The sequence below is a fragment of the Microcoleus sp. EPA2 genome, assembly GCA_020882975.1.
Classification (GTDB): domain Bacteria; phylum Cyanobacteriota; class Cyanobacteriia; order Cyanobacteriales; family Microcoleaceae; genus Microcoleus.
The window spans coordinates 1-13,914 of record JAHRFD010000010.1 but is presented as its reverse complement, the minus strand read 5'-3'; the positions used below and the strand labels follow the sequence as shown (position 1 = coordinate 13,914).

Here is a 13,914-nt window from a genome sequence, read left to right as displayed (position 1 = left end):
CTTGAAGAAGTCGGGGTTCTAAGAACGAAGTTTTGCAATTAATTGAGATTATCAGGATCGACTCCCAACTCTCGCAATCGTTGAGCTAATTGTTCGGAACGTTGAGCTAATTGTTCAGCACGCTGGGATTCCTGTTGGGCACGCTGGGATTCCTGTTGGGCACGCTGAGCTTCTTGTTGGGCACGCTGAGCTTCCTGTTGGGCGCGCTGAGCTTCCTGTTGAAGAAGTTGCGCTGATTGTTTCACTTGTTCTTCAGGTGTCAGATAGCGTGTGCCATCAGCATCATACCAATACAACCACTCTCTTGTCACCCCAGAATAGTTTCCCCTTTCACAACCAATTCCCAGGCCTATTTCTGGCATCCAAACAGGATTTCCTAGCTGTAACTCGTACTTCCCGTTGACTAACTTGTGTACTTCCAAATGAGGTTTGCGACGGCGACGGGAAGAATAAATGACGTAATAAAGTACGCCTAAATCTTGATAAAAGTCTAATTTAGTGCTGTATTCCTTGCGATATGTTGGGGAAACAACTTCTAGCACGAAAAGTGGCATGACATTTTCATCCCACAGCACGTAACTGGGACGCAATTCTTCGTCGTAAAACCTTTCTACTCCTAAACTTAAGAAAGCATCAGGGACAATGGCTGGTTCGTCTGGGTGATGATAAATACCCATATCTATGCCAAAAAACCAGTCCATTCGTTCTGACCAAAGTATGAGCAGGATTGCTTTTAGTAACCCTGGTATTAGTTCTTGCAGTTCGTTATCCACAGGTGTTTCATCGGAGTCTGGTAGTTCGTCGGCTGAGGGCAAGTTCCTCGGCAAGTTGTACTTTAACATTGGGGCTTTCCTCCAAACTTACTTAAGATTATAGCCTTTCTCTGTTTGGTGATATTTACCTGGTAATGGGTAATTGGTAATTGGTAATTATTATTTATTAAACGAACCGCGAAGACGCTAAGGACGCGAAGGAGAAGCAGAGAAGAAAAGAGAATAGAGCGATGATAGGTAATTTTGATCTACTGAAGTTGAATAATTTTTGTAAAATATCAGTCCAGATTTGCGCGATCGACTATACTCAATCTAACAAGTCGGTTCTAATGGGGAGCAGCCATTGGAGGTAATGGGGAAAGTTTGGTGGAAGTCCAACGCTGTCCCGCAACTGTAATGAAAGCCCTCTAGCTTTTTGAGTCAGGATGCCCGCCGATGCGTTGGTTTAATTAGTCTCATCTGCGAGGTACTTGATGAAGGCGCAAAGTCGCAAAGTTGTCAGTCTGGGATTGATGGCTGGCTTGAGTTGTTATCTGGTTTTGGGTTCGGCGACACCGGCCGCTGCTATGCACATTTCAGAAGGTTTTTTGCCTGTGCAATGGGCTGCGTTTTGGTGGATTGTGGCGTTGCCTTTTTTTGTGGTAGGTTTGCGGGCGATCGCCCGAATTACCACAAAACACCCGGAACTTAAACTATTATTAGCTTTATCGGGCGCGTTTACTTTTGTGCTTTCTGCTTTGAAGATTCCTTCGGTAACGGGGAGTTGTTCTCACCCAACGGGTACGGGTTTGGGTGCGATTTTGTTTGGCCCTTCTGTAATGGCGGTACTGGGTGCTTTAGTGTTACTTTTTCAGGCGGTTTTGTTGGCCCACGGCGGGCTGACAACGCTGGGAGCTAATATGTTTTCGATGGCGATTGTTGGCCCGTTTGCTGCGTATTTTATCTATCAGTTGCTGATGAGAACTGGTAGGCAACGGGTGGCAATTTTTTGTGGCGCAGCTTTGGCTGATTTGCTGACTTATGTGGTGACTTCGATGCAGTTGGCGTTAGCTTTTCCGGCGGCGAATGGTGGTTTCTTGGCTTCGTTTATCAAGTTTGCTGGCATCTTTGCGATTACTCAAGTACCCCTGGCTATTAGTGAGGGATTGCTGACTTTATTGGTGTGGAATTGGCTGCATTCTTACGGGCAACCGGAGTTGGAAATTCTGAAATTATTGAAACAGGAGTCTTAAGTGATGAATCAAAAACCGACGAAAAATCAGCCAGCTACTTCACAACAAAATTGGCTGTTAGTAATTGGTGTTATTGGCCTTACTGTTATTCCTCTAGTTTTTGTACGGGGTGAATATGGCGGCGCTGATGGGGAGGCTCAGAAAGCAATTACGGAAATTCAACCGGATTATAAACCTTGGTTCAATCATTTGTTTGAGCCTGCTAGTGGCGAAATTGCTAGTCTATTATTTGCAACTCAAGCTGCACTGGGGGCTGGTGCGATCGGATATGCGATCGGGCTTTATAAAGGGCGCACGGAATCTCAGAAATCTGATGATAAATCGCCGTTGGAATGAATCGCGAATAAACGGTGAATAAACGGCGAATAGAATTCGCTTCTACACAAACAAAGTCCGCCTGCGCGGACTGGAAGACTTTGGCATGAATCATCAGATTGATAGTCTGGCTTACACTAATCGTTTGCGCGGGTTGCCGCCAACTCACAAATTATCCTTTGCGATCGCCCTTTTGATTCTGTCTCTGGTTTCTGGGGCGATCGTCCAATTGTCGATCGCCCTTTGGTTAGCAGTCTGGATCGTCATCTATGCGGGCATTCCAGGGAAACTTTACCTGCGGTTGCTGTCGCTACCGTTGATGTTTTTACTCACAAGTTTGCCTGCGTTTGTTATTGGTGCAATTCAGTTAAATCAAATCCAGGCAATACACGCGGATATTTGGCAAGGTTGGGGGATTAGCATCGGCAATTTTTATCTGTATGTGAGCAACACTGGATTATACCAAGTGAGCCTGTTATTGCCGCGCACTTTGGCATCGACAAGCTGTATGTATTTCATCCTGCTGACGGTGCCATTCACAGAAACCTTGCAAATTCTCCGACAATTGCGGTTTCCGCCCTTGCTGACAGAATTGCTGTTGTTGATGTATCGGTTTATTTTTAGCTTATGGGCGATCGCCGAGGAACTTTGGGTAGCCCAAAACTCTCGCTGTGGCTACCGCACTTGGAAACTAGGAATGCGCAGTTTAGGCATTTTAATCGGCCAATTACTTCAGCGAACTTTGGTAAACTACCGTCAAGTTTCCTTGAGTTTAGCCTCGCGCGGCTTTAATGGAGAACTGCGCGTCTGGCATTCTTCCCCTTACAAACCTTCGCGAAGATATACATTTGAAGCGGTGTTTGGATGCACGATTTTAACTTTGTTAAGTGTGTTATTTATACGGTAAATTTATGCTGCTAGATACCTGAATATAATGGTTTCTAGGTTCTGCCTATTAGTCCGCCAGTCCGCCAGGGAATGAATTCCCTGGCTCATAGCTAAAGTCCTCGGATGATTAATGACACGAATAGCTCAAGGAAACTACATGAATTTACCAAAGTCGATCGCACTTACTTGTAGTGCCATCATCAGCCTAGCATTTATTATGACTTTTATGAAATCAAGTAATGAATTATATGAATTGACTTATACCGCTGGTTTGATTATGTTAACAATATTCGCTACTCCTCTCGCTTCCCTTGCTTCTCCCAATATCCGAATATATGGGAAATTAATTAAACAATAAGGAGAATAAATTATGTATCAAGATACTAACCAAAGAAAAAGTCCGCCGCCCATTGTTTTTATCATTATTTTAGGCTTAATTGGATTTGGCGCATCCAAATTCCTTCCAAGTTTATTCGCTTCCAAAAGTTCAGATACACCTACATCTAAATCGGGTGCGAGTCCATCGGGTGCGATCGCCACTCGCATTAGTTTAGGAAATCAGATATTGGTGACATCCCAAACCACACCAGACAAACAAGCAGGCGTTACAGCTTTTGCCAAAGGAGAGTACAAAGAAGCTGTGCAAAAATTTCAGGCTTCGCTGCAACAAAATCGCAACGATCCAGAAACGGTAATCTATTTAAATAATGCCAAAGCCAGCAATGGTTCTGCCTTAAAAATTGCTGTCAGCGTCCCCATTGGTAGCAACCCTAACGTCGCCCAAGAAATCCTCCGAGGTGTAGCCCAAGCTCAGGAGCAAATCAATACTAGCGGTGGCATAAATGGCGCACAACTGCAAGTAAAAATTGTCAACGATGACAATAGTCAAGAAGTTGTCAGAGATGTTGCCAAGACCTTGACACAAGATGCGAGTATACTAGCAGTAATTGGACACAATGCTAGCAATGCATCTCTCGAAGCTGCTCCGATATATCAGCAAGAAAAATTGGTAATGGTGACACCGACTAGCTTTGCTAATAACCTATCAGGATTTGGCAGTTACATCTTTCGGACAGTCCCCAATATTAGCATCATGGCGGCTCCCTTAGCAGAATATGCAGTCAAAACAGGCAAAACTAATATTGCTATTTGTTATGACTCCCAAGCACCGGATAACATATCATTTAAAGATGAATTTGTGGCTGCTCTGACTGCGGCTGGAGGTAAATTAGTTCCTACTGTTTGCGACTTTTCAGTCCCTTCTTTTAATCCCGAAAGTGCGATCGCCGATGCTGTCAGCAAAGGCGCACAAGGATTGATGTTAGCACCCCACATCGATCGCATCGATCGCGCGATTTCTTTGGCTCGCACCAATCAAGGCAAATTGCCACTCTACGGCAGCACGACAATGTATACCTTTCAAACTTTAAAAGATGGGCAAAAGAGCGTTGACGGGCTGGTTTTGCCTGTTCCCTGGCATCCTGACACTAATCCAGGTAGCACTTTCCCCAAAAATGCCAGCCAGATGTGGGGAGGAGTAGTAAATTGGCGAACCGCAACCAGTTTTGACGCGACTCAAGCTGTTATCGCGGGATTGAAGCAAAGTAATACGCGGGAAGGGTTGCAACAAGCACTCAAAAATCCGAATTTCTCGGCAATGGGAGCAAGCGAAGAAGTGAAGTTTTTGTCAACAGGCGATCGGGCGGGTAAGCCCATTTTAGTACAAGTTAAACTCGGAGGAAGCTCTGGCTATAACTTTGTGCCGTTGCGCTAAGTTTGTGAAGTGCGATCGGACTCATTGTTTGTGGAACAGGCTTTCCGGCTTGTTCCACAAAGTAATGATATGAATAAATCGAGTTTTAGATTGAATTAACCTGATTTTTAAGATAAACTGAAATGAGTAGATTAAAGGATAACCTTGTATATGATCGCGCAAGTTGAAACCAAAACCTACACGGCAGAAGAATATCTACAAGCTGAAGTCAATTCTCTAGATAGGCATGAATTTATCAATGGGGAGATTGTTTTGATGGCTGGTGGCACACCCAATCACAATGAAATTACGAGCATCTTAAACGCTATTTTGAGGGTGAGCCTTAAGGGTAAACCTTATAGTATTTTTGCATCGGATCAGCGACTTTGGATTCCCCACCTTAATAATTACACTTATCCAGATGTGATGGTGGTGGCGAAACCAGTCGAGTTGCAATCGGGACGGACAGATACAATTACCAATCCTGTGTTCATTGCTGAGGTACTATCTAAGGGTACTAGAGCTTACGATCGAGATGAAAAGTTTGCCGCCTATCGCAGTATTCCCAGTTTTCAGGAGTATTTATTAATCGACCAATATCGGCTAAAGGTTGAACAATACTCGAAAACTGATGCGAATAAGTGGATTTTTTCGGAATATGGTGTTATTGGCGATCGGCTGATGTTAAACTCTATTTCTGTGGAGGTTTCACTGGCAGATTTGTATGAAAATATTGAGTTTAGTGAATAGTTTCCTCTCCATCGATCGGCGGTTGAAACCGCTGCTACACAAACAATGTCCGCCTCCGCGGACTAAGAAATAAACATAATTAATTCCTGCTTTATTCGCTCATGGTTTGGGAATTCCGAGCTTTAACTAACAAACCGTGTTTGGGAGCAAAAATCATCGCCAACACAAACAGTAGCGTTTGCAGCACCACAATACATCCGCCTGTGGAACCATCAATATAGTAGCTGATGTAAGTTCCCATGACGCTAGAAAAGACACCAGTGGCGATCGCAATTAACGTCATATGGTCAAAATTATCACTCAATAAATACGCCGTCGCCCCCGGAGTCACCAACATTGCTACCACTAAAATAATCCCTACAGTCTGAAGTCCCGCCACCGCAGTCAGGGATAGCAAAGACAGCAACACGTAATACAAAAAAGTGATATTTAAACCGATCGATCGCGCGTGAGTAGAGTCAAAACAAAACAACACTAAATCTTTGCGTAAAATTACCAAAGTTACTAAAGTGATGACACTAATAATTACAGTCTGAGTAATATCAGCATCCGAAATACCCAAAACATTGCCAAACAAAATATGGGTTAAATCTATCGAACTTCTGACTTTAGAAATTAAAACCAAACCAAAGGCAAAAAATCCCGTAAACACTAAACCGATTACCGTATCTTCTTTAACGCGAGTTTGGGCTTTGATAAAGCCGATCGCCATTACCGAACCCACCCCAAACAAAAAAGCCCCCACCGCCAAAGGAATATTCAACACATAAGCAATCACAACTCCCGGCATCACCGCATGAGAAACCGCATCGCCCATCAAAGCCCATCCTTTCAAAGTCATGTAACAAGAAAGCGCAGAACAAACCAGCCCTACTAAAGCGCTGACTAAAATCGCCTTCACCATGAATTCATACTGCAAAGGTGCTGCAAACCACTGAATTAAATCCATTATTTTTCCTCCCGATTGACTTTAATTAACCGATTTTTGGCAAACGAAAAACTCCCCACAGCACCCCCAAAAGTGCGGGAAATATTTTCCTCTGTAAACACTTCAGAGGTGTTACCATAGGCGAGAATGCTGCGATTAATTAATACTACTTGGTCGCAAAATGTGGTAATAGATTCTAAATCATGAGTTGAAACCAGAATTGTATGTCCTGTTTGACGCAGTTCCATCAACAGGTTAATCATCATCTTCTCAGTTTTGATATCGACTCCGGCAAAGGGTTCATCTAACAGTAAAACCGTACCCTGTTGCGCCAAAGCCCGCGCAAAAAAGGTGCGTTTTTTTTGTCCACCCGATAACTCTCCGATTTGCCGATCGCGCAGCGGCCACATTTCCACCCTTTCCAAACTTTCTCGCACAGCTTGTTTGTCGATCGCCCCAGGAATCCGCAGCAGATTCATATACCCATAGCGTCCCATCATTACCACATCATAAACATTCACCGGAAAATGCCAATCTACCTCTTCCGACTGAGGGACATAGGCAACCAGATTGCGTTTTTGCACTTGACTAATCGGCAACCCATTAATTAAAATTCGTCCCGTGTTTGGCTTCACAAACCCCATAATCGCCTTAAACAGCGTCGATTTTCCCGCGCCATTCATCCCCACCAAACCGCAAATCGTCCCTGCTTTAAGTTGCAGCGAGGCGCTGTGCAAGGCTACTTTGCCATGATAGGCAACTGTCACATTCTCAATATCAATGCCGATTTCATTCATCTGATTTTCTCCTTATTATCAATTCCCCATTCCCCATTACCTATTCCCCTGTAACCCTTTTATCAGAGTATTGATGTTGTATTCAAGTAACTTAAGATAGGTTGATGCGGGCCCATCGGGGGGAGACAGGGAATCGACATAAAACACCCCGGCAAATTTTGCGCCTGTTTCCTTTGCTACCTGAAGCTGTGCTTCATTGTTGACGGTACTCTCGCAAAATACAGCCGGTATTTGGTTAGCTTTGACTGTATTAATCACCCGTTCCACTTGTTTTGGTGTGGCTTGTTGTTCGGCGTTAACCGGCCACAGATAAACTTCTTTTAAGCCGTAATCGCGGGCGATGTAGGAAAAAGCTCCTTCGCAGGTTACTATGTAACGTTTGTCAGGGGGAATGGCTGAAATAGCTTGTTTGAGTTTGGCATCGATCGCCTTTATTTGCTGGCTGTATTTTGCTGCATTTGCGTCGTAGATTGCAGCGTTAGCCGGATCGAGATTTCCTAATGTCTTGCGAATATTTTCGACATAAATTAAAGCATTTTTAGGAGACATCCAAGCGTGGGGATTAGGTTTGCCACGATAGGCATCTTCTGCAATATTTACTGGTGAGACTCCCTCACTTAGAGTAATGTGAGAAACTTTAGGGAGACTGTTGTAAAATCGGGTTGCCCAGCGCTCTAAGTTGAGTCCGTTTTCCAAAATCAAATTAGCATTTTGCCCGCGTTTTAAGTCGCTAGGTGTAACTTCATAGCCGTGAATTTCCGCCCCAGGCTTGGTGATGGATTGAACAATCGCCTTATCCCCCGCAACGTTCTGAGCCATGTCTGCCAGGACGGTAAAGGTGGTAAGAATTACTTTTTTATCTTTTTTGGTCGAATCGCTAGCAGTGGCGCTAGAATCGCCATTTTGCTTGGTTTGAGGCCCTGTTGTCGGACTGCTGCACCCGCTGAGCCAAACTCCTAGTAATAGCCCGACTATACCAATTTGATAGGTTTTACGGCAGAACGCTTGATGATTCATTCTGATTTTTCATAATTCTTTCATTGTTTTAATTTAGCATAAAACCAGTAAAAATGAAAAGATTATGAAAATGAGGAGATATTGGCGATCGGGCTATGCCTACAGCAAGATGTGATAGTGTAGTGACATACAATATTAGAAGCGTGTAGTTGTTTGGAGTATTAGACTTGGTTGCGTCAAAAGACTATGAAAGGATGATTCAATCGCTCCAATGGGATGAGTTACGAAATCTATGGGACAATATCGAGAATCGTAGCACCCCAGGATGGGACGCGGGCCAAGCCTTTGAGTACCTAGTTTTACGAGCATTTCAACTTGATGGCGCACAGGTAAGGTGGCCTTACAGCGTGAAACTTTTTGATGAGGAAGTTGAACAAATTGATGGCGCTGTCCATTGTTTAGGACTTTCTTGTTTAGTTGAAAGCAAAGACTTTGCCGACGAAACAAAAGTTAATATTGCTCCTATTGCTAAGCTCCGTAATCAGCTTTTACGCCGTCCTTCTGGTGTAGTTGGATTGGTTTTTAGTCGGACTGGCTTTACACTTCCAGCCCGCAATCTCTCTTGTTTTTCGTCACCACAAGCAATCTTACTGTGGAATGGAGAAGAAATAAAATATGCGTTAGACAATGAAAATATCTGTCAATTATTAATTCTAAAATATCGTGCATATATTGAAGATGGACTGCCTGATTACAACGTTATAGAGCGAGATATCCCATGATTACTTACATTGTTTGTGAAGGTCATTTAGATGCACAAATACTTCAAACTGTGCTACCAGCAAATTTACTCACTGATGTGGGAGTTGTTGCTGCTGGTGGAGTATCTGCTGTCGAGTCACTAGCTCGTTCTTTAGTAGTGCGTCGGCGAGTACCAGTTGTTATTGTAGTGGATGCAGATTCAGTGGTATCGGAGTTAGTTGAACAACGCCGCAAAGATATTGAAGAAACAGTTGAAAGCGTCTCTATCAATACGCCATTCAAAGTAGTTATGGCAGTTCCTGAAATGGAAATTATTTTTTTTAAAGATGTGTCTTTGCTTTCGCGGTTGCTAGGATACATACCGCATCAAGATATACTCGCTCGCGCCGCGCTCAAACCTAAAGAAACTTTAGAAGAATTGATTTCTCAATCGGAAATAATTCACAATCCCTCAGAAATTATCGATCGATTGACTAATAAAGATATTGAGATTCTACAATTGTCTTCAGTTATGCAAGAGATCGTTCATTTTCTTCGATCTGTACGTGAAACAGCAAATGCTGTATGAAGCCCGCCTGCTGAATTTTTAAGAGCTATTTTTGTCAAATATTCAAAATAGTGGTAATATCCCCGTATATCGATCGCCTAGAAATGACAAACACACATCAGACGTAAGGGGGAAAGTTCGGTACGACTCCGATACCCTCCCCCAACTGTAATCAAATTATTACATCTCTGAGTCAAATCATTGCTAGCTACCAACCTGAAACAGCAATTATTTTTATACTGCTTGCCAATAATCACATAGATATCAATTTGTTGCAAAATTTGGCAATTTAGCCGGTTGAGTGCTATGAACAAGTATGCAACCGCTGGGAAGAATTTCAACCCTGCCCGAAACCATAAAAATTACGGAATTTTTCCAATGTCCCAGCCAAAATCCATCGAAATTTCTAACGTAACTCGCTACCAAAATGCAGCGCTTAATTACTATTTGGGCTTGACAGAATCCCCCTATCTTCACTATGGCTATTGGGAAACTCTACCTGTGCCGGCGGATGAACTAACACTCCCGCGATTACGTATCGCTCAGCAAGCTTATACTGTAAAACTGTTGGATTTCATTCCCCAAGGCACTCATAGCATCCTGGATGTGGGCTGTGGGATTGGGGGAAATGCGGCTTATTTGCTCGATCGCGGTTTTGCCGTCGAAGGGCTCGCACCCGATCCATTTCAACAACAGCGCTTTCTCAAGTGTACAGGCGATCGCACCATCTTCCACCTCACAACCTTTGAAAACTTTCAAGCAACCACATCCTACGATCTAATCCTCTTTAGCGAAAGTAGCCAATATATGTCCGCCGTTGATATTGCTAACGGCGCGGCCAAAATCCTCAATCCTGGTGGCTACGTGTTGCTTGCCGATATGCTGCGCTCTGATGCTAATTATAAAGAGGGAATGTTCTCTAATTGTCATGTTGTTACAGAACTTCATGGAGCCTTAAAACAGGCTGGATTTAGTTTAGTAAAAACCGAGGATATTTCCGCCCATATTTTGCCCACCATCGATTTGTATGTCGATACTTTCCGCAGGTATGGACTGAACACGATGATTTATGTTGCAGACTTAATTGCGATCGCCGTTCCGCCCATACACAAACTCTTGCGCTGGATATTTCGTCGCTGGTTCAAAAAATTGGTAGTTGAAGGATTGGCAGCAGGCCAACTTTTTGACCAGCATTTGTGTTATGAAATCCAACTTTGGCAGTTATCAAAATCCGATGAACGCTGACACAAACATTAGGGAAAGTAGCAATTGGGAATTGAGAACTCGTAATCAGCCATGGGAGGGAGAGCCTGTGGGTATTTATTCCTAAACACATAGCAATCCTCAATGATTCGCAAAATTTGTAGGGGTAGTGCCCCCGTGCCTACCCCTTATCTATCCTGATACTAGGGAAAACTCCCCCCCATCGCCTCGATCGCTAACGTCTCCCCTCCCCCAAAGCCAGCATTAGCGGGAGTTTTTTCCCTTAACTTGAGCTAACTAAATCGAAGTATCGATTTTATTCATACAATCTATGCAAACAATGATTTGATTGTCAATTACCAAAGAGTTAAGGTTAATTCATGAGGTAACAGATTGATTTTCATAAAATTGTGTTGTCTATATTTGGCAGTAAAAAATAGTAATATTTGCCAATATAGCCTGTAAATTTTGTGAAATTTAACACTACTTAGGTGTTGGCTATGTCTACTTATAAAAAAGTGCAAAAATCCCAAATATCGAGATTTTTTGGGATTGACCTTCGAGCTTTATCCGCTAAAAAACCGCAAGGGCAATGGCTCTTTTCAGCTATGAATCAAATTGGACAGTTTTTGCTAGTCGCCGCTGTGGGCGGGGATAAACTGAGAATTTGGCAGACTGCCGATCGCGATGGTAATAGTTGGTGGCACTGTTTCGATCCCTTGACTGGTAGCTCTACGTGGGCCGCGACGGATGATGAAATGCGCGCTTGGATCGATCGGCATTATTACCAATAAACATCTCCCATAATTATTGCTTTTGATTTTCGGATGTTTTGGTTGGTGACAATTTAATTTCACAGGAGATAGTATGCTTCAAACAGCTTCCGAGTTAGTAGCACCAAATCGCATTATCCTGATGAAAAACGAGGTATACAGAGTGCCTCAAACTCATCGAGAAGTTCAAGTATTGTCAGGAATTGCCTGGATCACACTTGACACAAAAGATATCATCTTGCATAGTTCAGAACAAGCATCACTTCCATTCAGTAAAAACCCTGTTCTGATTTCCGCACTCAACAATATGCCACTGATTATGGCTGTTTGGTGAGAGAAGGAATTTTCCCTAAGCAAGCTCAGAAGATATTAGCTGAGAACAAATGTGCCAGTAAGCCAAAATAGCTCTATCTTGAAAGTTAGATAATTTGGCTTTTGGAGGACTTGTTCGGTGTACAGCCGCTCTTACCACTTCAGCTATGTCGCAGCTATAACTCTTGTCCTATCGCCTGCGCTGACAGTCTTAGGCCTTTCAGAGGCTTTGGCATCTGCTCCAATGATAAATCCTAGGCGCTTCCCAGGGACCGATCGCGCCCAAGCAACAAACCCCAAAACACAAGCAGACACACTCCTGGAAAAAGGCATAAAGGATCACCGCCAAGGTTTGTTTCGGGAAGCAATCCAAGCTTTTGAACAAGCTTTGGCAATTCGCCAGCAATTAGGTGACAAACCGGGGATCGGAGAAACCCTCAACAATTTGGGGGAAGTTTACGGCGAAATCGGTTTGCTTCCCAAAGCTTTAGCAGTTTTGCAGCAAGCTTTACTCATCAACAGAGACATCGGCGCTAGGAGTAGCACGGCGCGAACCCTCAATCTCTTGGGTTTTGTCAACCGGGCTGCGGACAATTTTTCCGAAGCGATGAAACTGCATCAAGAAGCTTTGGAATTAGCGAAAACTGCTGAGGATGAAATTGAAATTGGAGAATCTTTTCACAATATTGGGGCTGTGTATGGAGAACAGGGAAATTATGCCAAGGCGATCGAATTTTATCAGCAAGCCCGAACCATTCGCACCGCTAAGGGCGATCGACGAGATTTAGGGCGTACCCTCAATAACATGGGTGGAGTCTATTACAACATCGGCGACTTCAACAGAGCGATGGAATTTTACCAGCAAGCTTTGGCAATTCGCCGGGAAATAGCAGATAGGGCTGGTGTCGGTCGCTTGCTCAATAACATGGCACTTACTTCTCGGAAACTTGGTAAAGATAGTCAAGCTCTGATCTATTTTCAGCAAGCAATGATTATGCTAGAAGCCATCGGTGACAAGACAAGTGTGGGACGTTTGTTGAATAATATGGGTGCGATTTATGAAGGTCAAGGTCAGTATGCTAAAGCTTTGGAATCTTATGAGCGAGCTTTGAAAAATGCCCGCGAGGGTGGAGATAAAGCAGGAGAAACTACAGCAATGGAGGGGATTAAACGATTGTCTTCTGGTCAGCTTGTGCCACAATAAGGAGAGTGATGCGATCGTATTTAAGTTAAACTCGATATTATGGATATTCGGACTGAAAAACCAGAAGATTTAACAGCAGTTCGCGAAGTTAACATGATGGCATTCGGGCGAGCAAATGAGGCAAATTTAGTAGATCGATTGCGCGGAATTAGATCTACCTTTTCCTTTGTTGCAGTGCAATCCGATCGCATTGTCGGACAGGTTTTTTTCAGTCCGGTTACATTGGTAGAGAAATGTTCCAGGGAGTTGTCGATTCTGGGCTTGGGACCTGTGGCAGTTCTTCCCAAATATCAGCGCCAAGGTATAGGAACCTTGCTGATCCAGCATGGTTTAAAAGAGTGTGTGCGATCGGGATTTCACGCAGTGTTTGTGCTCGGCAATCCAAATTTCTATTCGCGTTTTGGGTTCATTCCTGCTAGTAGAAAGAACTTGCGATGTGAATATGACGTTCCCGATGAGGCTTTTATGGTGTTGGAGTTAGAAAGTGGAGCTTTGGACAATTGCAGCTCAACTGTGAAGTATCGATCGGAATTTAGTATTTGCGATTGACCCAGCCATTTAGATCTACCCTTTTCCGTTTTCGAGATGGGAACCGTTTGACATACTCCCCGGCGTAAACGCGCGGGGATTCTTTACGCTTCATCGAGATGTGCCACAAGTGGTCTTACCTTCTCTCTGCGTACATTTAGAGTCGTGGCAATGCCCTATCCCGACTTGAAG

At 43.7% G+C, this 13,914-nt stretch carries 16 protein-coding genes and 1 riboswitch; of the genes, 12 read left to right on the top strand and 4 right to left on the bottom strand.

Annotated features, from left to right (window positions below; all coding sequences use genetic code 11):
- Nucleotides 1-38: 38 nt before the first annotated feature.
- Nucleotides 39-842 carry a Uma2 family endonuclease gene (locus AAFP14_RS11375; RefSeq protein ID WP_341732376.1) on the bottom strand — a complete coding sequence of 268 codons (804 nt, stop codon included), beginning with the start codon at nucleotides 840-842 and terminating at the stop codon, nucleotides 39-41.
- 235 nt (nucleotides 843-1,077) lie between these two features.
- A riboswitch (cobalamin riboswitch) is annotated at nucleotides 1,078-1,224 on the top strand.
- A 22-nt stretch (nucleotides 1,225-1,246) separates the two neighbouring features.
- Here AAFP14_RS11375 and AAFP14_RS11370 point away from each other — a divergent pair.
- The 5 genes from AAFP14_RS11370 (at nucleotide 1,247) to AAFP14_RS11350 (ending at nucleotide 5,711) form a co-directional block, all read left to right on the top strand.
- On the top strand, nucleotides 1,247-2,005 hold the full coding sequence (locus tag AAFP14_RS11370) for an energy-coupling factor ABC transporter permease (RefSeq protein ID WP_341732375.1): 759 nt from the start codon (nucleotides 1,247-1,249) through the stop codon (nucleotides 2,003-2,005).
- 3 nt (nucleotides 2,006-2,008) lie between these two features.
- Nucleotides 2,009-2,341 carry an energy-coupling factor ABC transporter substrate-binding protein gene (locus AAFP14_RS11365; RefSeq protein WP_341732374.1) on the top strand — a complete coding sequence of 111 codons (333 nt, stop codon included), beginning with the start codon at nucleotides 2,009-2,011 and terminating at the stop codon, nucleotides 2,339-2,341.
- 85 nt (nucleotides 2,342-2,426) lie between these two features.
- Nucleotides 2,427-3,227 carry a cobalt ECF transporter T component CbiQ gene (gene cbiQ / locus AAFP14_RS11360; RefSeq protein ID WP_341732373.1) on the top strand — a complete coding sequence of 267 codons (801 nt, stop codon included), beginning with the start codon at nucleotides 2,427-2,429 and terminating at the stop codon, nucleotides 3,225-3,227.
- A 351-nt stretch (nucleotides 3,228-3,578) separates the two neighbouring features.
- Entirely contained in the window at nucleotides 3,579-4,982 is a 1,404-nt protein-coding gene (locus AAFP14_RS11355) for an ABC transporter substrate-binding protein (protein WP_341732372.1), read from the top strand.
- A gap of 150 nt (nucleotides 4,983-5,132) precedes the next feature.
- Nucleotides 5,133-5,711, top strand: a complete 579-nt coding sequence (locus tag AAFP14_RS11350; RefSeq protein WP_341732371.1) for a Uma2 family endonuclease — start codon at nucleotides 5,133-5,135, stop codon at nucleotides 5,709-5,711.
- A 91-nt stretch (nucleotides 5,712-5,802) separates the two neighbouring features.
- On the opposite strand, the gene AAFP14_RS11345 is transcribed toward AAFP14_RS11350, so the two are convergent.
- Genes AAFP14_RS11345 through AAFP14_RS11335 form a run of 3 tightly spaced genes read right to left on the bottom strand, consistent with a single transcriptional unit; the run spans nucleotide 5,803 to nucleotide 8,453 of the window.
- Complete coding sequence (locus tag AAFP14_RS11345) at nucleotides 5,803-6,660, bottom strand: metal ABC transporter permease (RefSeq protein WP_341732370.1); 858 nt, start codon at nucleotides 6,658-6,660, stop codon at nucleotides 5,803-5,805.
- Complete coding sequence (locus AAFP14_RS11340; protein ID WP_341732369.1) at nucleotides 6,660-7,436, bottom strand: metal ABC transporter ATP-binding protein; 777 nt, start codon at nucleotides 7,434-7,436, stop codon at nucleotides 6,660-6,662. The genes AAFP14_RS11345 and AAFP14_RS11340 overlap by 1 nt, the downstream gene beginning before the upstream one ends.
- Before the next feature lie 36 nt (nucleotides 7,437-7,472).
- Complete coding sequence (locus AAFP14_RS11335) at nucleotides 7,473-8,453, bottom strand: metal ABC transporter substrate-binding protein (protein ID WP_341732368.1); 981 nt, start codon at nucleotides 8,451-8,453, stop codon at nucleotides 7,473-7,475.
- A gap of 167 nt (nucleotides 8,454-8,620) precedes the next feature.
- Here AAFP14_RS11335 and AAFP14_RS11330 point away from each other — a divergent pair, with 167 nt between their 5' ends.
- The 7 genes from AAFP14_RS11330 to AAFP14_RS11300 all read left to right on the top strand — a co-directional run bounded on the left by AAFP14_RS11330 (nucleotide 8,621) and on the right by AAFP14_RS11300 (nucleotide 13,743).
- The gene (locus tag AAFP14_RS11330) at nucleotides 8,621-9,175 is read left to right on the top strand and encodes a hypothetical protein (RefSeq protein WP_341732367.1); all 555 of its coding nucleotides are present in this window, start codon (nucleotides 8,621-8,623) and stop codon (nucleotides 9,173-9,175) included.
- Nucleotides 9,172-9,723: a hypothetical protein gene (locus AAFP14_RS11325; RefSeq protein WP_341732366.1), complete on the top strand. Its 552-nt coding sequence runs from the start codon at nucleotides 9,172-9,174 to the stop codon at nucleotides 9,721-9,723. The genes AAFP14_RS11330 and AAFP14_RS11325 overlap by 4 nt, the downstream gene beginning before the upstream one ends.
- Nucleotides 9,724-10,080: 357 nt before the next feature.
- Entirely contained in the window at nucleotides 10,081-10,947 is an 867-nt protein-coding gene (locus tag AAFP14_RS11320; RefSeq protein WP_341732365.1) for a class I SAM-dependent methyltransferase, read from the top strand.
- A 458-nt stretch (nucleotides 10,948-11,405) separates the two neighbouring features.
- Nucleotides 11,406-11,699, top strand: coding sequence for a hypothetical protein (locus tag AAFP14_RS11315; RefSeq protein ID WP_341732364.1), 294 nt, complete (start codon nucleotides 11,406-11,408; stop codon nucleotides 11,697-11,699).
- Nucleotides 11,700-11,772: 73 nt separating this feature from the next.
- A complete protein-coding gene (locus AAFP14_RS11310; RefSeq protein ID WP_341732363.1) occupies nucleotides 11,773-12,012 on the top strand; it encodes a hypothetical protein in 240 nt (79 codons plus the stop codon).
- 117 nt (nucleotides 12,013-12,129) lie between these two features.
- Nucleotides 12,130-13,194: a tetratricopeptide repeat protein gene (locus AAFP14_RS11305; protein ID WP_341732362.1), complete on the top strand. Its 1,065-nt coding sequence runs from the start codon at nucleotides 12,130-12,132 to the stop codon at nucleotides 13,192-13,194.
- A 39-nt stretch (nucleotides 13,195-13,233) separates the two neighbouring features.
- Nucleotides 13,234-13,743, top strand: a complete 510-nt coding sequence (locus AAFP14_RS11300) for a GNAT family N-acetyltransferase (protein ID WP_341732361.1) — start codon at nucleotides 13,234-13,236, stop codon at nucleotides 13,741-13,743.
- Nucleotides 13,744-13,914: the final 171 nt, after the last annotated feature.

Coding starts and splice junctions, on each gene's coding strand:
- AAFP14_RS11375 (WP_341732376.1), bottom strand. CDS start 842: ATGTTAAAGTACAACTTGCCGAGGAACTTGCCCTCAGCCGACGAACTA.
- AAFP14_RS11370 (WP_341732375.1), top strand. CDS start 1,247: ATGAAGGCGCAAAGTCGCAAAGTTGTCAGTCTGGGATTGATGGCTGGC.
- AAFP14_RS11365 (WP_341732374.1), top strand. CDS start 2,009: ATGAATCAAAAACCGACGAAAAATCAGCCAGCTACTTCACAACAAAAT.
- cbiQ (WP_341732373.1), top strand. CDS start 2,427: ATGAATCATCAGATTGATAGTCTGGCTTACACTAATCGTTTGCGCGGG.
- AAFP14_RS11355 (WP_341732372.1), top strand. CDS start 3,579: ATGTATCAAGATACTAACCAAAGAAAAAGTCCGCCGCCCATTGTTTTT.
- AAFP14_RS11350 (WP_341732371.1), top strand. CDS start 5,133: ATGATCGCGCAAGTTGAAACCAAAACCTACACGGCAGAAGAATATCTA.
- AAFP14_RS11345 (WP_341732370.1), bottom strand. CDS start 6,660: ATGGATTTAATTCAGTGGTTTGCAGCACCTTTGCAGTATGAATTCATG.
- AAFP14_RS11340 (WP_341732369.1), bottom strand. CDS start 7,436: ATGAATGAAATCGGCATTGATATTGAGAATGTGACAGTTGCCTATCAT.
- AAFP14_RS11335 (WP_341732368.1), bottom strand. CDS start 8,453: ATGAATCATCAAGCGTTCTGCCGTAAAACCTATCAAATTGGTATAGTC.
- AAFP14_RS11325 (WP_341732366.1), top strand. CDS start 9,172: ATGATTACTTACATTGTTTGTGAAGGTCATTTAGATGCACAAATACTT.
- AAFP14_RS11320 (WP_341732365.1), top strand. CDS start 10,081: ATGTCCCAGCCAAAATCCATCGAAATTTCTAACGTAACTCGCTACCAA.
- AAFP14_RS11315 (WP_341732364.1), top strand. CDS start 11,406: ATGTCTACTTATAAAAAAGTGCAAAAATCCCAAATATCGAGATTTTTT.
- AAFP14_RS11310 (WP_341732363.1), top strand. CDS start 11,773: ATGCTTCAAACAGCTTCCGAGTTAGTAGCACCAAATCGCATTATCCTG.
- AAFP14_RS11300 (WP_341732361.1), top strand. CDS start 13,234: ATGGATATTCGGACTGAAAAACCAGAAGATTTAACAGCAGTTCGCGAA.